This is a genomic window from Arthrobacter sp. AL12 (assembly GCF_029960645.1).
Lineage (GTDB): Bacteria > Actinomycetota > Actinomycetes > Actinomycetales > Micrococcaceae > Arthrobacter.
Map to the genome: position 1 here is coordinate 1 of NZ_JASBQY010000015.1, position 19332 is coordinate 19332.

Sequence of the window (19332 nt, forward strand, 5' to 3'; positions counted from 1 at the left end):
ACGGACGCCGCGACAGCCGCCAGGGCCGCCCTGCTCCCCGCACTCCACACCGTGCCTTCCATACCCCCATGACATCACGAGCCACCGACATTAAATGATGAAGCCGAACGCGGTGCATCCCGACGCCGGTATGGCCGCGGCCCGTGGTAGGCCGACGCGGTCCTGCCGGTGCAAGCGTCCCGGGCGGCCCCGACGAACGTCCCTTCCGCGGGACTGATTTTCTCACCCGGTGCGGATGAGTGCCTGCCGGTTGCAGCGGGCCATACTGGGAAAATGCCGACGAGCGATACCCGCACCCGCGGCGTCCGAGTAACCGACCTGGCCAGGCTGGGCCTTGCCTGGGCGGCCTCGACGGCAGCCCTCATCATTACCGGCGCGCTGCTCCCGGGGTTCTCTGCATCCAGTTGGTGGGACTACGCCGCCGTGGCAGCGGTGGCCGGCATCGTCGGTCTGATTCTCCGTCCCGCGCTGGTGGAGATTTCGGCCCGGGTGGGCTGGCTGGCGGTGCTTCTTACCGCTGTTGTCGGTCAAGCCCTCATCATGTACGTCGCCATCCGTCTGGTGCCGGGCATCGAGTCGACGGGGTGGACCGCCCTTGCTGCAACCTGGATCAGTGCCGTCGTGGCCACCCTGATCTCGTGGGCCACCACGGCCGGTACCGATGACGGCCTGATCACCTCCCTGGCCAGCAGGGCACGCCGGCAGGTCACCGTCACCGACCCGGAAGTTGACGGCGTCCTGTTCGTGCAGCTCGACGGTGTCCCGTTCCCGGTGCTGCAATGGGCAGTCCAGTCCGGGGCGGTACCGCATATCCGGCGCTGGCTGTCCTCGGGGGACTACAGTTACCGCGAATGGACTCCGCAGCTCCCATGCACCACCCCAGCCAGCCAGATGGGTATTCTGCATGGCACGATTGACGGGATCCCCGCCTTCCGGTGGTACGACCGGGAACTCAAACAGGTCCTGGTCGCCAACCGTCCCGCGGACGCCCGGGTAATCGAGGAAAGGCACAGCACCGGCCAGGGCCTGCTGTTCGATGACGGGGTCTCCATTTCGAACCTGTTCACCGGCGACGCGCCACGATCGCTCTTGACGATGAGTCGGATTGAGGTCCGGCGCGGATCCACTCAGACGCGCCGTGCGTTCGCCTGGTTCTTCACTTCACCGAACGGGTTCATGCGCAGCTTCACGCGGACCGTCGGCGAGGTCATTAAGGAGCGGTGGCAGGCCCGACGACAAGTCAAGCGTGACTTTGACCCCCGAGTGCACCGGGACTGGACCTTCGCCCTGCTGCGCGCCGTGACCAACAGTCTCCTGCGCGACCTGAACACGGCCCTGGTCGCCGAGGAACTGCGGCGTGGCACGAAGTGCATCTATGTCGACTACGTGGACTACGACGAGATCGCCCACCACGCAGGCGTCTTCCGGCCTGAGTCACTCGCCTCCCTGGATGGCCTGGACCGCACGCTGGGGTCCCTGGCCCGGCTCGCCGGTTCCGCTCCCCGCCGCTACCGGCTAGTCGTGCTCTCGGACCACGGCCAATCCCAGGGCACTCCATTCGCTGACCGGTACGGCCAGGCGCTCGGTGATCTGTGTGCCGAACTCATGGAGGAACACGTACAGACTGTGGACGCGTCCGTCGAAGGGCTGGGGCGGGCCGACTCGATCGCAGGCGACATCGCGGCCGGGGGGATGACCGGGAAGCTCGCCGCCCGCGCCAACGGGGGGCTGACCAAGGCGCAGCAGACATCGGATCCCGGCAAGGCCGAGGAGCCTGTGGTCGTGCTGGGCTCCGGCAACCTGGGCCTGGTCTACGTGCGGGGTGACCGGCGCTGGACGCTGGAGGCGCTCAAGAGGGAGTGGCCGGCACTTGTCCCCGGCCTTGTGGGCCATCCCGGCGTCGGGTTCGTCGCCGGCATCGATGAAGACGGCCGGGAATGGGCGATCGGGAGCGGCGGGCGCGTCAATATCTCTAGCGGCGACGTGGAGGGCACCGACCCGTTGACCGGCTTCGGTTCCCACGCGGCGCGGGTGCTCCGGCGTGCCCTGCAGGACCCCAAGGCGCCGGATCTCTACGTCAACAGCATGGTCGATCCGGTAACCAACGACGTCGCGGCGTTCGAGGGCCTCGTCGGATCGCACGGGGGCCTCGGCGGCTGGCAGGACCGCGCCATGCTGCTCGGTCCGGCAGACCTGATGGCGGGGTTGCCCGAGCGAATCGAGGGGGCCGATGAACTCCACCGGGTGCTGGTGGGGATGCTCGAGGCCTGTGGCCAGCGCGCCACGGCGGCGTTCCCGCGTTGAGTGACCGGACCAGTTGAGTGACCGGAGCGTTGAGTGACCGGAGCGTTGAGTGACCGGACCAGTTGAGTGGCCGGAGCACTGCGGTGGGCCAGGCCCGCAGGCCCGGCACGGGCCCCGGATCACCCAGGCGCGACCCATGACTGGCCAGGGGATAGGACGACGGCCGTGCAGCCGGGAGCTTGCTCCGCCACCGCGTCCGCAAACCGGTGCCCGGGCAGCTCGAGCCAGCTCCGGGCAAAGTGTGTGACGAAGGGCGGGTGCAGCGTTCCCCAGTGCACCGGCAGGGCGAACCGTGCGCCGCTCAGTGCGACGGCGCGGGCGGCGGTCTCGGGGTTCAGGTGCCCCGCCGAGAGCCTCGGCCCCCACCCCCAGACCGGCACCACGGCGACATCGATGGGCCCGCCGGCCAGGGCAGGGATCCCGGCCATTTCCGGGAAAAGCCCCGTGTCACCCGCGATCCAGACGGTGCCCGACGGACTGCGAACCAGCTGGCCGTGGGCGTCGTTGGGCCGGTGCGGCATCGGGCGGTGACGATGCTCCGCCGGTACCTGCCGTATCTCGACGCCGCGGCCTGCCGGGGTCCAGCCTTCGCCCAGGGGGACTGTGTTCAGGAATCTGCGGCGGCGCAACCAGGCGACGTTCGCCGGCGCACTCATCAGGGCAGCTCCGGGCAGCATACGGAGGGAGCGCAGCTCGGCGTGGTCATGGTGGAGGTGGGAGAGGAGCACGACGTCGGGCCGGTTCCACGACGCCGGGTCCGGTCGGGGTGCCAGACGCCGCAGCAGGCCGGCATGAGGACGAAGCAGGGGATCGGTCAGGACCCGGACCCCGTCAAGGTCCAGGACCACCGAGGAGTGGCCCAGCCAGGTGAGTCTCATGCCGGGGCCTGCGTTACTCCGTCTCTTCCTCCATGACGGCGATCGCGAAACCCAGCGCTTCGGTGATGTTGATCGCCGCCGACATCGTCCGGGCCGTTCCGATGATGGGGGCCACGGCGACGAGCACGTTCTGCACATCCTTGGCCGTAACCCCCGACTCGATCGCAGGGCCAACATGGGCAAGGTAGGAGACGGGCCGGGCATCGACGGCGGCCAGGGCAGCGATACGAATCATAAGCAGCGCGTCGGCCGGCAGGTCGGAGCGTCCCAGTGCGGCGTCAGTAATGGCGCCGATGGTCTCCAGAACCGGGTTCTCACTCTGAGTGGACATGGTCGAACTCCTTCACATGGGTAGCCATGACAGCCCCAGGGTGGGGCTGTCGATCGTGCAGAGCATTGAACGCGCACCGGATACCGGGGCGCAGTCCGTCGACCGGGTCAGGCCATGGCCTTTGCCTTGAGGGACTCATACTCCGTCTGGCTGATGGCTCCGGAGTCCAGCAGGGCCTTGGCATCGGCGATCTGGCTGGCCGGGCTGGCTGACTTGCCTGCGACCTGCTGGATGTAATCCTGCTGGGCGGCCTGTTGATCGGCCACGGCGGCCATTTGCCGCTCGGTCATGCTGCGGCCGCGCGCGATCAGGTAGATGAGGGCGCCAAGCCAGGGCACGAAGACGAGCAGTACTACCCAGCCGGCTTTACCCCAGCCGCTGAGCGATCGGTCGCCGAACAAGTCAAACAGGCAGCGGAACCACACCATCAGGGCCGCGATCCAGATGAAGAACCAGAAACTCCACAGCAGGATGTCCCAGAAGTCAGTCGAAATTGAGCCCATGGCTACTCCTCCACTAGTGTCCGCCGGTGTCTGGCCCATCGCTTCGCGCACGAATCCGGCCGCAATGGCGGAACATCTGCCGGGGCCCGATGCAGGCCCTCAATGGCCAGCCTGCCCGGACGGGCGGAACACCGCATCGTTCGTCAAGGATGAGGTGGCCCCGAAAACCGCAGCGGCGGCGCGCAGCGGCCGGAACGATCGGCCCGCGACTGTGGAAGATAGGCCCGCAGCGGCTGGCTAGAAGGAGTGCTCCGGGCCGGGGAACTGGCCGGAGCGCACGTCCTCGCCGTAGGCCTTCGCGGCGTCGCTGAGGGAGGCGCGCAGGTCCGCATACTGCTTGACGAATTTGGCCATCCTGCCGCCCCGCAGTCCCGCCATGTCCTGCCACACGAGCACCTGGCCGGTGGTCGCGTTGCCGGCGCCGATGCCGATGGTGGGGACGTCGACGGCGGCGTCCACGGCAGCCGCCGTTGACGCCGGCACCATTTCCATCAGGACGCAGAACGCGCCGGCGTCGGTGAGGGCGACGGCGTCTTCGATGAGCCGCTGGGCGTCATCGCCGCGGCCCTGCACCCGGTAGCCGCCCAGGGCGTGCTCGCTTTGCGGGGTGAAACCGATATGCGCCATCACCGGAATGCCGGCCTGGACCATGGCCCGGACGGTTTCGGCATAGAACTTCCCACCCTCGATTTTGACCGCGTGGGCGAGTCCTTCCTTGAGGAACCGGACGCCGGTGGCCACCGCCTGCTGGGCGGAGACCTCGTAGCTGCCAAAGGGAAGGTCAGCCACCACGAGGGCGCGTTTGGCAGAGCGGGTGACGGCGCGGCACAGGGGGAGCAACTCATCGACGGTGACGGGCAGGCTGGTTTCGTTGCCGAAGACATTGTTGGATGCTGAGTCGCCCACGAGGAGGACCTCGATGCCGGCCTGGTCGAAGATTTCTGCCGTGTACTGGTCGTACGCGGTCAGCATGGCAAAGCGCTCACCGTTGAGCTTGGCCTGGCGCAGGTGGTGGGTGCGGATCTTCGCCACCGGCTTCCGGGCGCCCGCCTCCTGGCCCGCCGTCGGGTCCGGCGCCGCAGCCGGGGACGTTTCCGCTGCGGCCGCCGCGGCGGCGGCCGTGCCCGCGGGAGCCGGGCCGTTGCCGTAGGGGGCGGCGAGTTCTGCGGGCATGCTGGAATCGGGGCTTGTGCTTGAGGCCATGGCACGAGCGTAGTGCGATACCGCGCGTCCTAGCTACCGGGCTCCAGCCCGTGGGCGCGTGAGTCACGTCACACGGCCCCCGGGAGAACGACCCGGGGACCCGTGTGGAGCGTCGAATTCTGGGTTCCGCGGGTTAACGCTGTGTTACGCGGGGCAGCTGCGCCAGCAATCGGTGGCGATGATTAGTAAAGTGAACGGTGAGCAGCTGCTGGACCCATGCACGACGGGCCTGGGGCACGGACGAAGAACCGGAAAGAGGCCAGTATGGACCGCCAGCAAGAGTTTGTCCTGCGGACGATCGAAGAGCGCGACGTGCGGTTCGTGCGGCTGTGGTTCACCGACGTCGTGGGATCGCTGAAGTCCGTGGCGCTGGCCCCGGCAGAAGTGGAAGGGGCGTTCGAGGAGGGTCTGGGTTTTGACGGCTCCTCCATCGAGGGCCTCGCCCGTGTTTTCGAGTCCGACATGCTGGCCCAGCCGGACCCCGCCACCTTCCAGATCCTGCCGTGGCGCGGCGAGACCGAGGCGACGTCCCGGATGTTCTGCGACATCCTGACTCCCGACGGCGAACCCTCCGCCGCTGATCCGCGCAACGTCCTCAAGCGCAACCTGGCCAAGGCCGCGGACATGGGCTTCACCTGTTACACCCACCCCGAGATCGAGTTCTACCTGCTCAAGTCCCAGCAGCCGGGCCCGGACGGCGCCCCCGTCCCCGTGGACGAGGGCGGCTACTTCGACCACGTACCGGGTGGTGTGGCGCAGGACTTCCGCCGCACGGCCGTGACCATGCTGGAATCGGTCGGCATCTCCGTCGAGTTCAGCCACCACGAGGCCGGCCCCGGCCAGAACGAGATCGACCTGCGCTACGCGGATGCCCTGCAGACCGCGGACAACATCATGACGTTCCGCACTGTGATCAAGGAAGTCGCGCTCCAGCAGGGCACGTACGCCACGTTCATGCCGAAACCGTTCACGGCCCACCCGGGTTCCGGCATGCACACCCACTTCTCGCTCTTCGAGGGCGACACGAATGCCTTCTACGAGGCCGGCGCGGAGTTCCAGCTGTCCGAGACGGCCCGGCAGTTCATCGCCGGCATCCTCAAGCACGCCCCGGAATTCACTGCGGTCACCAACCAGTTCGTGAACTCCTACAAGCGCCTCTGGGGCGGCGGCGAAGCACCCAGCTACCTCAGCTGGGGCCACAACAACCGCTCCGCCCTGGTCCGTGTCCCGCTGTACAAGCCCGGCAAGGGACAATCCGCGCGGATCGAGTACCGCGGCATCGACTCGGCAGCCAACCCCTACCTCGCCTACGCCGTGCTGCTGGGCGCCGGGCTCAAGGGCATCGAGGAGGGCTACCAACTGCCCGCCGCCGCCGAGGACGACATCTGGTCGCTGAGCTCGGCCGAGCGCCGTGCGATGGGCCACGACCCGCTCCCGGCCAGCCTGCACGACGCCATCCGCTCGATGGAGGACTCCGAACTTATGCCGCAGATCCTCGGTGAGCAGGTGTTCGAGCACTTCCTGCGCAACAAGCGTGCCGAGTGGCAGGACTACCGCCTCCAGGTCACGCCCTACGAGCTGCAGCGCAACCTCGGCATCCTTTAGGCGGCCCCGGTGAGCCTGGCACGACGCCTCATCGCCGCCGGTTTCAGCGATCTGGAAAACGGCGAACGGTGGCTGGCCGCCCCGGAGCTGGTGGGCCTGGACCAGGACCTGCTCTTCGCCGGGCTGCAGCTGGCCGCGAACCCGGACACGGCGCTGCAGTCGCTGGTCCGGCTGATCGAAAAGCATCCGGACCTGCGGAAGCTGGCGGTCGCGGACCCGGAACGCAGCGAACCCATGTACCGGGTGCTGGGAGCCTCGGAGGCGCTGGGTGAGTTCCTGATCCGCCACCCCGAGCATCTTGATGCCTTCGAGGTGACCGCCAGCCCGGAACCGCGCGCCGCGGACGCCGCGGAACTGCGCTCCCGGTTGCTGCGCTCTGTGCAGGCTGATCCAAAATCGGCCCGCCCGGTCGCGGCGCTGACCGGGCAGGAAGGCTACGTGGCGCTCCGCACGGAGTACCGGCGCGGCCTCGTCGAGCTCGCCGTCAAGGACCTCTGCGCCGCCGATCCGCTGGACTTCATGCCCGCCGCGGGCGCGGAGCTGGCGGATCTCGCCGGCGCCGCGATCGAAGCTGCCCTGGCTGTCTCGCGGGCCGAGGCCGTCGAGCACTTCAGCGCCACCGAGGTGGCCGACGTCGGGCTGGCCGTCATCGGCATGGGCAAGTGCGGTGCCCGCGAACTGAACTACATCTCCGACGTCGACGTCATCTACGTGATCGAGTCCGACGAGCTCGACGATTCGCGCGCCAACACGATCGGCACAGCCCTGGCCTCCGGCATTTCCCGGGCGATCATGTCCATTGGCCGCGAACCAGGGCTGTGGGAGGTCGACGCCAACCTGCGCCCGGAGGGCAAGTCCGGGCCGCTGGTCAGGACCCTTGCCTCGCATGAGAGCTACTACGCCCGCTGGGCCGAGAGCTGGGAATTCCAGGCCCTGCTCAAGGCCCGGACCATCGCCGGGGACACCGAGCTCGGCGCCCGCTACGAGGCCGCCGTCGCGCCGCTGATCTGGTCCTCCGCCGGCCGGGAAGGGTTCGTGGAGTCCGTCCGCTCGATGCGCCGCCGGGTCACCGAACACATCCCCGCCGAGGAGGAACAGCGGCAGATCAAGCTGGGCAGGGGGGGATTGCGCGACGTCGAATTCACCGTCCAGCTGCTGCAGCTGGTGCACGGAAAGTCCGACGAGAGCCTGCGCTGCCGGGACACCACCTCGGCCATCGCCGCGTTGTCCGCGGGCGGCTACATCGGCCGCTCCGACGCCGCCGAGTTCGACCGCGACTACCGCTACCTCCGGCTCCTCGAACACCGGATCCAGCTCTTCCAGATGCGCCGCACCCACCTCATGCCGGTCAAGGAAGCCTCGCTGCGGGCCCTCGCCAAGGCCGTGCTTGGGCCCTTCTCCAGCGAACGGCCCAAACCTGACGCCCTCGTCGCGGCCTGGCGCAAAACCAAACGCTCCGTCCGAGAGCTGCACGAACGCATCTTCTACCGGCCGCTGCTCAACACTGCGGCGGCGCTCAGCAGCGAGGAAGCCAGGCTAAGCCCGGAAGCGGCGCAGGGGCGCCTCGCCGCCCTGGGCTATCTGGATCCGCGCGGAGCCATGCGCCACATCGAGGCCCTCACCGCCGGGGTCAGCCGCCGCGCCGCGCTCCAGCGCCAGCTCCTGCCGGTCCTGCTCGGCTGGCTCGCGGAGGGCGTGGACCCCGACGCCGGGCTGCTGGCCTTCCGGCGGGTCAGCGAAGCGCTCGGGACCACGCACTGGTATCTCGGGATGCTCCGGGACTCGACGGCGGCGGCCGAGCGGCTCTGCCACGTGCTGTCCAACTCCCGCCTGATCGCGGACCTGCTGGAAGTCTCACCAGAATCCGTGGCCTGGCTCGGCTCGGACAAGGAACTGCTGCCCTTGACCTACGAGGCGCAGTGGCTGGAGATCGTCTCGAAGATGTCCCGGCACGCGGAGCCCGAAAGCGCGATGCGCCTGATTCGGCTGATCCGGCGCCGCGAGATCCTGCGGATTGCGATCGCGGACAGCGCGGGGCTGCTGGACCAGGACCAGGTCGGTGCGGCGCTGGCCGACACTGACCGGGCCGCTGTCCTGGGCGCACTGCGCGTCGCGGAGAATGTGGTCACCGCCGAGGAGCCGCTCAAGACGCATGTGCTGGTGGTCGCCATGGGGCGGCAGGGCGGCCGGGAGATCGGCTACGGCTCGGATGCGGACGTCATGTACGTGCACCGCGGGCTTCCCGGAGTTCCGGAGGACGAGGCCCAGCAGCAGGCCCTGCAGATCGTCAGCAGGCTCTCCAGCCTGCTGACCCAGCCGCTGAAGCCCGCCATCCTCGCCGAGCGCGTCCTGATGGTGGACGCGGACCTTCGTCCGGAGGGCAAGAGGGGGCCGATGGTCCGGTCGCTGGAGTCCTACGCGGAGTATTACCGCCGGTGGTCGCTTGTGTGGGAGGCGCAGGCGCTGCTCCGTGCCCGCCCGATGGCCGGCGACGACCAGCTGGGCGCCGCGTTCGTGGCCCTGATCAACCCGATCCGCTACCCCGAGTCGCTCTCCGAGCAGGACGCGCGCGAGGTCCGGCGTGTCAAGGCCCGGGTGGAAGCGGAGCGGCTGCCCCGCGGCGCGGATCCGGCCCGGCACCTGAAGCTAGGCCGCGGCGGCCTGAGCGACGTCGAATGGCTGGCCCAGCTGCTCCAGCTGCAGCACGCCGGACAGCACCCCGGGCTGCGGACCACCTCCACCGTCGAGGCGCTCGAGGCGGCCGCCGCCGCCGGGATCCTCGACGCGGAGGACGCGGTGATCCTGCTCCGCGCCTGGCGCCTGGCGAGCCGAATCCGGTCAGCCAACGTGATCTGGACCGGGCGGGCCTCGGATGTGCTGCCATCCTCGCGCCGGGACCTGGAAGCGGTGGCCCGCTGGTGCGGCTACGGGCAGGGCAACGCCGCCGCGCTGGAGGAGGACTACCTGAGGCTCAGCCGCCGTGCCCGGAGCGTGTTCGAGCGGGTTTTCTATGGCCAGTAGCGTTGCCGGCAGGGGCTGACACGCGCCGGGCGCCGGTGCTACTTTGGGCCCATGGCGAAGCAAATGTTCCTGAATCTCCCCGTGAAGGACCTCGACACATCGGTGCAGTTCTTCACCGCGCTGGGGTTTTCCTTCAATCCCGACTTCACCGATGAGAACGCCACGTGCATGATCATCAACGACGACGCGTTTGTGATGCTGCTGGTGGAGAATTACTTCAAGACCTTTACGTCCAAACCCATTGCCGACGCCCGCAGCACCACCGAGGCGATCATGTCCTTCTCCCTGGGCAGCCGCGAAGCCGTGGACGAGCTGGTCCGGACGGCCCTCACTGCCGGTGGGGCCCCGTCCGAGGAAGCCCAGGACTACGGCTTTATGTACACCCACAGCTTCCAGGATCCGGACGGCCATCTGTGGGAAGTCTTCTGGATGGACCCGGCCGGGCCGCCCAAGGACGCGGCGCTCTGAGCTGACCGAAGCACCCGGAGGCGGGGCGCCCGCCGGTGTGGGTAGGCTTGTTTTATGGCTGGAAACGTGTGGCTGCTGCCGCTGAAGGACCTCGACGACGACGCCCGCGACATCAAGCTCGGGGAGATTGCCGGACTCGAGGTCCTGGACGGCCAGCGCAGGTTCGTCGGCGAACCGCTGCGAATGATACTGATCGGGCTGGAAGAGGATTCCCGGCACCCCTTCGTGATCGACGCCAACGGATCCGCCGTCGGCGTCCTGACACTGCAGACCGGAGCCGCGACGCTGGCCGGCTGGGCCGATGACGACTCGGTGTGGCTGTTGCGTGGATTCCTGATCGACCGCCGGCAGCAGGGCAAGGGCCTGGGCACGCTGGCAGCGGAGGCCTCGGTGCGGGCCGCCGGGAAACTGACGGCAGCCCTCGGCGGCGGGCAGGCCGGCGTCGTGCTCTCGGTCAACGAACAAAACCCGGCCGGGCAGGGCGCCTACCGCAAGGCCGGGTTTGAGGACCGCGGCCGGTACCTGGGCGGCGACGCCGGCCCGCAGCGGAGCATGTACCGGCCCTTCTGATCCGCCAACGGAAATGCCGGTTCTAAGGCCCGCAACTGCCATGGGAAGCTATCACAACCTGTCTCGGCGTCTGCAGGCAGGCCGTGCACAGGAAGTACGGGAAGCGCTGAGCCGGCCTGCGGGCGGCGGCGGCTTGATGGCCAATGGCTTAAAAGACAAGCGGCCCCCACCGTAAGGTGAGGGCCGCCGTCGGGCAGTCCCCTGAGGGTCAGCCTCTAGCTAGACGCCGTAGTACAGCTCGAACTCGTACGGGTTCGGGCGCAGCGAGAGCGGACGGATCTCGTTCTCGTACTTGTACTCGATCCAGGTGTCGATCAGGTCCTGGGTGAAGACGCCGCCGGCCTGGAGGAACTCGTTGTCCTCGGCCAGTGCATCCAGGGCCTCTTCGAGCGTGCCGGGGGCCTTGGGGATGTCCTTGGCTTCCTCGGCGGGGAGCTCGTAAAGGTCCTTGTCGATCGGGGCCGGCGGTTCGATGCGGTTGCGGATGCCGTCAATGCCGGCCATCAGCTGGGCAGCGAAGGCCAGGTAGGGGTTGGAAGAGGGGTCCGGAGCGCGGAACTCGATGCGCTTGGCCTTCGGGTTGGAGCCCGTGATCGGGATGCGGATGCCGGCGGAGCGGTTGCCCTGCGAGTAGACCATGTTGACCGGAGCTTCGAAGCCCTTGACCAGGCGGCGGTAGGAGTTCACCGTCGGGTTGGTGAAGGCCAGCACGGCGGAGGAGTGCTTCAGCAGGCCGCCAATGTACCAGCGGGCCATGTCGGACAGGCCGGCGTAGCCCTTTTCGTCGTAGAACAGCGGCTCGCCATTGGTCCACAGCGACTGGTGGCAGTGCATGCCCGAGCCGTTGTCACCGAAGACCGGCTTCGGCATGAAGGTGACCGACTTGCCCCAGGCATCGGCGGTGTTCTTGATGACGTACTTGAACTTCTGCAGGTCATCAGCCGCATGGGTCAGCGTGGTGAACTTGTAGTTGATCTCAGCCTGGCCGGCGGAACCGACTTCGTGGTGGCTGCGCTCGACCTCAAGGCCGGCCTCGTCCAGGTTGATGCACATGGCATCGCGGAGGTCCGCCTGCTTGTCGGTGGGGGAGACCGGGAAGTAGCCGCCCTTGACCGGGGTCTTGTAGCCGAGGTTTCCGCCCTCTTCTTCGCGGCCGGTGTTCCAGTGCGCTTCCTCGGAATCGATCTTGTAGAAGCTGCCCTGCGGGGAGGACTGGTACTGCACGTTGTCGAAGACGAAGAACTCGGCCTCGGGTGCAAAGAATGCGGTGTCGGCGATGCCGGTGGAAGCCAGGTAGGCCTCGGCCTTCTCGGCTACGCCGCGCGGATCACGGTGGTACGGGTCACCGGTGCGCGGGTTCACGATCGAGAAGTTCAGCGCGAGGGTCTTCTCCATGCGGAACGTGTCGAGGAACGCCGTTGTGACGTCCGGGATGAGCTGCATGTCCGACTCGGCGATGCCCTGGAAGCCGCGGATCGAAGATCCGTCGAAGAGCTGGCCGTTGACGAAGAAGTCCGCGTCAACGCTCTTGGCGGGCACATTGAAGTGCTGCTGCACGCCAGGGAGATCGGTGAAGCGAATATCGACGAACTTAACGTCTTCGTCTTTGATGAACTTGAGGACTTCGTCCGCAGTCTTGAACATCTATGCTCCTTATGCATGTGAAAGATCTGGCCATCAGGCCGTGTGGTCCAGCGCAATCCGACAGCGGGGAAAACACAAAGGTGCCCCCCGCTCCTGTGCCGCTAGCAACTGTTACCAGCCTAAGGACACGGGATTTCCCCCCGGTGTCCGCTTTGTTTCCGGCAGGTTACAGAATGCCCTGACAGGTAAACGGTAGTCGCTGTCCACAACGTGGCCTATCCGTGACCAGAGTGTGGCCCCTGATTGTCCACACTCTGAACAGCGGTGGGAGGCGTCCATTTGCCGATAGGCTTGGAGGGTGGTTGATCGTAAAGACATAGGTTCATGGCTCACCGGGCCGGACACGTCCGGCATTTCGAAGTACCCGGGGGAGCGGCTGGGCCTGCCCGAGTCCGGGCCGGGGTCCATTGCCCGGGCCGGCCGGCGCATCGCCGCCATCTGCGTTGACTGGGCCATCGCGCTGCTGATCAGCAACTACGCCTTCGCCGGCGATCCCTGGGCGACCCTGGCCGTGTTCGCCGTCGAACAGGCGCTGCTCGTCGGCACCCTGGGCTACAGCATCGGCCACCGGATGGTGGGGATCCACGTAGTCCGGCTCAGCGGCGGCCCCGCCGGCCCCGTGCCGGCCCTGGTCCGCAGCCTCCTCGTCTGCCTCGTGATCCCCGCCGTCATCTTCGACCCGGACCACCGCGGGCTCCACGACAAGGCCATGAACACCGTCCTGGTCCGGATGTAGCCTCCGCCGCGACCCGCCCGGCCGCCGCGCGCGAATTGCCGCGACCGCCTCGTTGATTTGAAGCGGCTAAACGCCGGCGGTCTCGCCGGCCGGCTCCTGCACCGGCTGCGCAGCGTCCTGCCCGGCCTTGACCGTCAGGTACCCGTGGCGGCCCGCCCAGCGCTCAAACCAGACCGTGGCGAACGGCAACACCGCTGCCGCCCCCGCGAACAGGGCCACCCGGAACGGCCAGCGCTGCAGGCCCCACAAGCTCAGTGCCGCGATCCCGTAGCCGACAAAAAGTGCGCCGTGGATCGGGCCCGCGATCTGCACCCCGAATTCCGTGGTCCGGGTGACCCACTTGAGGAACATGCCCACCAGCAGTGCGGCCCAGCTGAAGGCCTCGGCGATGGCCAGGAACCGGAAGATGCGGATCACGGCAGAAGTGGACGGACGTTTCATGGCGGGGGTCTCCGGGTTCTGTCCCGAGGGGACGGTATGGGCTGGGCAAAGGAAACGCCCCGGCTGCCGGCCTGAAAGGCGGGTACCGGGGCGTTCCTGCAGGCTGGCGTGGCTTAGCGTCCGCGGGCCGCCTTGCGGTCCGGGCGGGCCTTGTAGGGATCGATGCCCTTGGGGATGGGCAGACGGCTTCCGAGCGACGAGATGCGCTTGGAAACCGTGCTGACCTCGAGCTTGGTCAGCTCATTCTTCATCTTGGTCATCTTCTTGGCGACCTGGCTGATCGGAACCTGGCCCTCGCCGCGGCCGCTTTCAATCACGTGGATGGTGACGTTGGGCAGGATGCGCGCGAGCCGTTTGCGTTCGGCGTCGAGCAACGGCTTGACGCGGGCACTGGGGCCCTCGCTGACCAGGACCACGCCGGGACGGCCGATGGCGCGGAAAACGGCGTCCTGGGTGCGGGGGTTCACCGCGACAGGCTGCTCTTCGACGATCCAGCCGCGCTTGAGTGTGCCCAGCGCCGCACCCGAGGCGCCCGGCTGGTTTTCAATCCGGGCGAAGGCGGCGCGCTCGGCGCGGCGGGACAGGATCAGCGTGGCCGCGAGAAGGCCCAGCGGGAGGCCGATGAGCAGGCCCGTGATCCAGTTGTCCAGCAGGAATCCGATGACGAAGCTGACAGCCACGACACCGAGGAACGCCAGCAGCATGAGCCACGGAATCATCGGATCGTGCTGGCGGGTCATCTGGAAGACCTCGCGGATCTGCTTCAGACGGCTCGGCTTCTTGACCTTGGCCACCTTGGGCTTTCGGGAAAAGAGGCCGCGCTTCGGAGCATCAGAAGCCGGAGTGGAGTTGCTGGAATCAGGGGAATTCGCCATAGTGCCTTAATTCTACGTGATGGACGGCGAAGGGCCGGACGCCGGATTCCTCCGGTGCCGGCCCTTCGCCGCGATCATGGCAACTGGTTTCAGGCGCGCGCCGCGAGCAGCGAACTGGCTTCCTGGCGGGTGCTGCCGGAGCTTTCGATGTGGGCCAGCTGGGCCGGGATCTCCAGGCCCTTCTTGCGCATCGCGGTGGCCCAGAGCCGGCCTGCACGGTAGGAGGAGCGCACCAGCGGACCGCTCATGACTCCCAGGAAACCGATCTCGTCGGCTTCCTGCTGCAGATCCACGAACTCCTGCGGCTTGACCCAGCGGTCAACCGGCAGGTGCCGCTCGCTCGGGCGCAGGTACTGGGTGATGGTGATCAGGTCGCAGCCGGCGTCGTGCAGGTCCCGGAGCGCCTCGGAGATTTCCTCGCGGGTCTCGCCCATGCCCAGGATCAGGTTGGACTTGGTGACCATGCCGAGGTTGCGGCCCTGCGTGATGACGTCCAGCGACCGCTCGTAGCGGAAGGCCGGACGGATGCGCTTGAAAATCCGCGGGACGGTCTCGACGTTGTGGGCAAACACCTCGGGCTTGGAGTCGCAGATCGCTTCGATGTGCTCCGGCTTGCCGGAGAAATCGGGAATCAGGAGCTCGACGCCGGTGCCCGGGTTGAGTTCGTGGATCTTGCGGACCGTTTCGGCGTAGAGCCAGACGCCCTCGTCGGCGAGGTCGTCGCGGGCCACACCGGTAACCGTGGCGTAGCGGAGCTGCATCGCCAGGACCGAGCGGGCCACCTTCGTGGGTTCGAAAACGTCCACGGGGGAGGGCTTGCCGGTGTCGATCTGGCAGAAATCGCAGCGCCGGGTGCATTCGGAGCCGCCGATCAGGAAGGTGGCTTCCTTGTCTTCCCAGCATTCGAAGATGTTGGGGCAGCCGGCCTCTTCGCACACGGTGTGAAGGCCCTCTTTTTTGACGAGGTTCTTGAGCTGCACGTACTCGGGGCCCATCTGGACCTTGGCCTTGATCCATTCCGGCTTGCGTTCCACCGGGGTGGCCGCATTGCGCTGCTCGATACGCAGCATTTTCCGGCCTTCTGGTGCCAGGGTCACAGTAGAGCTCCTTCATGGGTTGCAACTAGCGCTTCTTCATTGTTGCGCAGTTCTTCGATGATCCGCGACACGAGGTCGGCGGGGGTGACGTTCCGGCCCGTCTCCTGCGCGATGGTGGTGACGCCGGCGTCGGTGATCCCGCAGGCGATGATCTGGGCGTACGGCGCCAGGTCGTTGTTGCAGTTGATCGCGAAGCCGTGCATGGTGACGCCCTCGTGGACGCGGATGCCGATCGCGGCAATCTTGCGTGCGGGGCCCTTCCCGTCCTGCTCGATCCAGACCCCGGCACGGCCCTTGATCCGGACCGCTTCGATGCCGTAGTCGGCCAGGACGGCGATGATGACGGCTTCCAGCCGCTCCACGTAGTCGCGGATCCCGGCCGGGTTCCTGAGCTTGATGACGGGGTAGCCGACCAGCTGTCCCGGGCCGTGCCAGGTGAGCTTGCCGCCGCGGTCCACCGGGACGACCGGCGTGCCGTCAAAGGGGCGTTCGTGGTCTTCCGTGCGTTTGCCGGCCGTGTAGACGGCGGCGTGCTCCAGCAGCAGGACCGTGCTGGGTGCGGTGCCGGCGAGGACCCTCCCATGGAGTTCGCGCTGGATGTCCCAGCCGCGCGTGTAATCGACGAATTCCGGGTCGAGACCCAGCTGGGAGAACTCAAGAGTCATGGCATCCAGCTTAGACCCCGGCTGTCGCAGCGGCCGATTCTGTGGCGAAGCTCTCACCCCCTGTGGATAACTCCTGCAGGATTCCGCCGGATCCGCTATTCCTTGGTTATGGAAGATCACGCACCCGCCGCCGCCGCCGAGCCAGAGGTTCCCGGATACGACGTCGGCCGTTGCCTCGGACGCGGCGGCGGCGCCGCCGTCTGGCTGGTGACCGAACAAGCGAGTGGTCGCGATTACGCACTCAAGTGTTTCTTCGCCAGCGACGGCGAAGGCGAGGAGACGATCCGGCACGAGGTGCGGATCCTGTCCGTCCTTGACCACGAGCACCTGGTCAAGGCATACGACGTCGTCCGGCTGGACGGGCCGCGTGCCGGGAGCCTCGGGCTGATCATGGACTACGCCGCGGGCGGCTCGCTGGGACAGCTCGTGGCCGGCCGGGGAAGCCTGGGGCCGGGGGAAACCGTGACCGTCCTGACTCCGATCGCCCAGGCCCTCGCCTACCTGCACGGTCACGGCTTCACCCATGGTGACGTCGCTCCCGGCAATGTGCTGTTCACCGCCCACGGCAAACCGCTGCTGGCCGATCTGGGCGTGGCCCGCATGGTGGCTGACGCCTCGGCGGTGCCCGACGCCGGAACCGAGGGCTTCCGCGACCCGGCGCCCGTGGACGCCGTCCGGGCCGGGCTGCAACCGGAACGCGATGTGTATTCCCTTGCGGCCCTGGGCTGGTACTGCCTGACCGGCCGCGCCCCTGAGCCGGGCGCGCAGCGGCCGCCGCTGCCGCTGCTCGTACCCGGGGTTCCGCCTGGTCTGGCCGCGGCGCTGGAATCCGGACTTCAGGAGGACCGCAGGCTCCGGCCCACTGCCGCAGAGCTGGCCGCTGCCGTTCACCGCAGCGCCGTGGCCGCCCCGGTGGACCTGTCCGTTTCGGTCCACCCCACGGTTATTCCGCAGCTGCTGACCCGGCGCACCCTGCCCGGTAAGGCACGGGGGCGTCGGGTGGAACAGCTCCGGTCCCTGCCCGACCGGTTCCACGGGCCGCGCGTGGCCGCCCCGCTGCCAGCCGCCGCGTCACCTGGTGCCGGGGTTCGACCTTCCGTGCGTCCGGGCGCCCGGCGCGGTGCCGGCAGACGTGGCGCGCGCCGCTCGGGCGGCCGGGGCATCACCGGCCGACGCTCGTTCGGGCTCTCGTTCCGGCCCGGCTCCGACCGGCCTTCCGCCGCCCGCCCGGCACGGCCGGGGCGCCGCGGCCTCCGGGCGGTAGCCGTGGGCCTGGCCCTCATGAGTGTCCTTGCCACCGCGTGGGGGTTCACCCGGGCCGGGCTGCCCGCGTCGTTCCCGGGATTTGCTGTCAACGACGCCGGGTCCGCTACGGAGTCCGCCCCGGCGCCCGGGTCGCCGGGCCCCGGTGCGGAGCCGGGTCCTGGCGCGTCTTCCGGGTCGCCGGGCCCTGCCGCATCGCCGGCTGCTTCCCTTCCGCCTGATGTGCAGGCGCAGCTGGCTTCACCCGACCCCGAGGAGGCGGTCCGCGGGCTGGCCCGGCTCCGCTGCCTGGCGTTCAGCTCCGGGGACTTCGGCCTGCTGGAGCAGGTCAACGTACCGGCGTCGGCGGCGGCCGCGGCGGACGGACGGATCAGCGCCAGGCTCAAGGAAACCGGCCGGGTGCTGGCGGGATTCACGACCCTCCTGACCCGCGTGGCACAGGACGCGGCACCGACGGGGGACAGCGGGCAATCGCTGGCCGTCGTGGCCGTCACCGCGGGCACCTCCGCCTATCAGGAACGCGACGGGACCGGGGCGGTGCTGGCGGACGCCGCGGCCGCACCGGAACAGCAGTTGCGGCTCGTCCTGGCGACGGTCGAGGGACGCTGGCGGGTCCAGGACATCCTTCCCGCTGCCGGAGCACCCACCGATATGGACAGGTAGGACCCCGCCGCCGAAGCCCCCGCCGCCGAAGCCCCCGCCGCCGGAGCCCCCGCCGCCGGAGCTCCCGCCGACGCCGGTACTGCTGGCGGTTAGTTCCCGCCGGGACCGGCGCGGATCAGCCGCCTGCGGGTCTCAGGATTCCGTGTCGCGATCCACCACCCACGCGGCGGCCTGGGCGAGCGTGGGGTGCTGCCACTCGAAGCCCGCCCCGCTCAGGGCAGCGGGTTCCATCCGCTGGCTGGAGAGCAGCAGCTCCTCGGCAAGCTTGCCCATCACCAGCCGCAGCACCGGGGCGGGGACGCGGAGCACCGCCGGCCGGTGGAGGGCCGCTGCCAGCGCCGCGATCAGCGAATTCACGTCCGCGACCTCCGGGGCGCAGAGGTTCACGGGGCCGGACAGGCGGCTGTTGAGCAGAAATTCAAAGGCGCCGGCCACATCAGGGAGCGTGACCCACGGCCAGTACTGCCGGCCGTTGCCCAGCGGTCCGCCCACGCCCAGGCGCAGCAGCGGCATGAGCCGTCCCAGCGCACCGCCCGAACGGCTCAGCACGACTCCGGTGCGCGGAGTGACCACCCGGACGCCGGCCGGAGCCTCGTGTGCGGCCGCTTCCCAGTCGGCGCAGATCCCGGCCAGCACACCGCTGCCGGCGGGGGAGCTCTCCCGGATCAGCACCTGTCCGGCGTTGCCGTAGTAGTTGGAGCCCGACTGGCTCAGGAAGACTGCCGGCGGGTTGTCCAGTCGCCCCATGGCCGCCGCCAGCGTCCGCGTCGGTCCGAGACGAGAGTTGCGGAGTTCGTTGATGCGGGACCGGGTCCAGGGCCGGTCGCCGATGCCGGCGCCGGAGAGGTTGATGACGGCGTCGGCCCCCGTCAGTGCGGTCTCGTCGATGCTGCCCTCCGCGGGGTTCCACTGGAACTCCGACGCCGCCGCGGGCGCCCGCCTGACGAGCGTGCCGACGTCGTGCCCGGCGCTGCGCAGGGTGCTGGAAATGGCGGTTCCGATCAGCCCGGAGGCTCCGGCAATAATGATTCGCATGATCCATCTCACCATGCCCGGCTCGGCAGG

At 68.5% G+C, this 19332-nt stretch carries 17 protein-coding genes; 7 read left to right on the forward strand and 10 right to left on the reverse strand.

Annotation, left to right across the window (positions count from 1 at the left end; translation table 11 throughout):
• The first annotated feature begins 273 nt into the window (after positions 1-273).
• Positions 274-2304 (forward strand): phage holin family protein, encoded by a 2031-nt coding sequence (locus QK291_RS14725; protein ID WP_282383203.1) that lies wholly within the window; start codon positions 274-276, stop codon positions 2302-2304.
• 119 nt (positions 2305-2423) lie between these two features.
• Here QK291_RS14725 and QK291_RS14730 read toward each other — a convergent pair whose 3' ends face one another.
• The 4 genes from QK291_RS14730 to panB all read right to left on the reverse strand — a co-directional run bounded on the left by QK291_RS14730 (position 2424) and on the right by panB (position 5219).
• Positions 2424-3182 (reverse strand): MBL fold metallo-hydrolase, encoded by a 759-nt coding sequence (locus QK291_RS14730; RefSeq protein ID WP_282383205.1) that lies wholly within the window; start codon positions 3180-3182, stop codon positions 2424-2426.
• Positions 3183-3195: 13 nt separating this feature from the next.
• A complete protein-coding gene (locus QK291_RS14735; RefSeq protein ID WP_282383208.1) occupies positions 3196-3513 on the reverse strand; it encodes a carboxymuconolactone decarboxylase family protein in 318 nt (105 codons plus the stop codon).
• 107 nt (positions 3514-3620) lie between these two features.
• A complete protein-coding gene (locus QK291_RS14740; protein WP_282383211.1) occupies positions 3621-4016 on the reverse strand; it encodes a PLDc N-terminal domain-containing protein in 396 nt (131 codons plus the stop codon).
• Between the two features lie 237 nt (positions 4017-4253).
• A complete protein-coding gene (gene panB, locus QK291_RS14745) occupies positions 4254-5219 on the reverse strand; it encodes a 3-methyl-2-oxobutanoate hydroxymethyltransferase (RefSeq protein WP_282383214.1) in 966 nt (321 codons plus the stop codon).
• A gap of 264 nt (positions 5220-5483) precedes the next feature.
• On the opposite strand from panB, the gene glnA (QK291_RS14750) reads away from it, so the two are divergent.
• The 4 genes from glnA (QK291_RS14750) to QK291_RS14765 are packed head-to-tail and all read left to right on the forward strand — an operon-like array spanning position 5484 to position 10883.
• A complete protein-coding gene (gene glnA / locus QK291_RS14750) occupies positions 5484-6824 on the forward strand; it encodes a type I glutamate--ammonia ligase (protein WP_282383217.1) in 1341 nt (446 codons plus the stop codon).
• 9 nt (positions 6825-6833) lie between these two features.
• Positions 6834-9845, forward strand: coding sequence for a bifunctional [glutamine synthetase] adenylyltransferase/[glutamine synthetase]-adenylyl-L-tyrosine phosphorylase (locus QK291_RS14755; RefSeq protein WP_282383220.1), 3012 nt, complete (start codon positions 6834-6836; stop codon positions 9843-9845).
• Between the two features lie 51 nt (positions 9846-9896).
• Positions 9897-10313 carry a VOC family protein gene (locus tag QK291_RS14760; protein ID WP_282383222.1) on the forward strand — a complete coding sequence of 139 codons (417 nt, stop codon included), beginning with the start codon at positions 9897-9899 and terminating at the stop codon, positions 10311-10313.
• A gap of 54 nt (positions 10314-10367) precedes the next feature.
• A complete protein-coding gene (locus tag QK291_RS14765; protein WP_282383224.1) occupies positions 10368-10883 on the forward strand; it encodes a GNAT family N-acetyltransferase in 516 nt (171 codons plus the stop codon).
• Between the two features lie 219 nt (positions 10884-11102).
• Here the strand turns inward: QK291_RS14765 and glnA (QK291_RS14770) are convergent, their stop codons facing one another.
• Positions 11103-12527: a type I glutamate--ammonia ligase gene (gene glnA / locus QK291_RS14770; protein WP_282383226.1), complete on the reverse strand. Its 1425-nt coding sequence runs from the start codon at positions 12525-12527 to the stop codon at positions 11103-11105.
• A 298-nt stretch (positions 12528-12825) separates the two neighbouring features.
• Here glnA (QK291_RS14770) and QK291_RS14775 point away from each other — a divergent pair, with 298 nt between their 5' ends.
• Entirely contained in the window at positions 12826-13263 is a 438-nt protein-coding gene (locus QK291_RS14775) for an RDD family protein (RefSeq protein ID WP_282383229.1), read from the forward strand.
• A 66-nt stretch (positions 13264-13329) separates the two neighbouring features.
• Here the strand turns inward: QK291_RS14775 and QK291_RS14780 are convergent, their stop codons facing one another.
• The 4 genes from QK291_RS14780 to lipB form a co-directional block, all read right to left on the reverse strand.
• Complete coding sequence (locus QK291_RS14780; protein WP_282383232.1) at positions 13330-13704, reverse strand: DUF3817 domain-containing protein; 375 nt, start codon at positions 13702-13704, stop codon at positions 13330-13332.
• Between the two features lie 113 nt (positions 13705-13817).
• Positions 13818-14579: a DUF4191 domain-containing protein gene (locus QK291_RS14785; RefSeq protein ID WP_282383233.1), complete on the reverse strand. Its 762-nt coding sequence runs from the start codon at positions 14577-14579 to the stop codon at positions 13818-13820.
• Positions 14580-14668: 89 nt separating this feature from the next.
• Positions 14669-15676: a lipoyl synthase gene (lipA, locus tag QK291_RS14790; protein WP_282383234.1), complete on the reverse strand. Its 1008-nt coding sequence runs from the start codon at positions 15674-15676 to the stop codon at positions 14669-14671.
• On the reverse strand, positions 15673-16341 hold the full coding sequence (gene lipB / locus QK291_RS14795) for a lipoyl(octanoyl) transferase LipB (protein ID WP_282383235.1): 669 nt from the start codon (positions 16339-16341) through the stop codon (positions 15673-15675). The genes lipA and lipB overlap by 4 nt, the downstream gene beginning before the upstream one ends.
• Before the next feature lie 108 nt (positions 16342-16449).
• Between lipB and QK291_RS14800 the strand changes: the two genes are divergently transcribed.
• Positions 16450-18267 carry a serine/threonine-protein kinase gene (locus QK291_RS14800; RefSeq protein WP_282383237.1) on the forward strand — a complete coding sequence of 606 codons (1818 nt, stop codon included), beginning with the start codon at positions 16450-16452 and terminating at the stop codon, positions 18265-18267.
• A 132-nt stretch (positions 18268-18399) separates the two neighbouring features.
• Here QK291_RS14800 and QK291_RS14805 read toward each other — a convergent pair whose 3' ends face one another.
• Complete coding sequence (locus QK291_RS14805) at positions 18400-19302, reverse strand: TIGR01777 family oxidoreductase (RefSeq protein ID WP_282383239.1); 903 nt, start codon at positions 19300-19302, stop codon at positions 18400-18402.
• Positions 19303-19332: the final 30 nt, after the last annotated feature.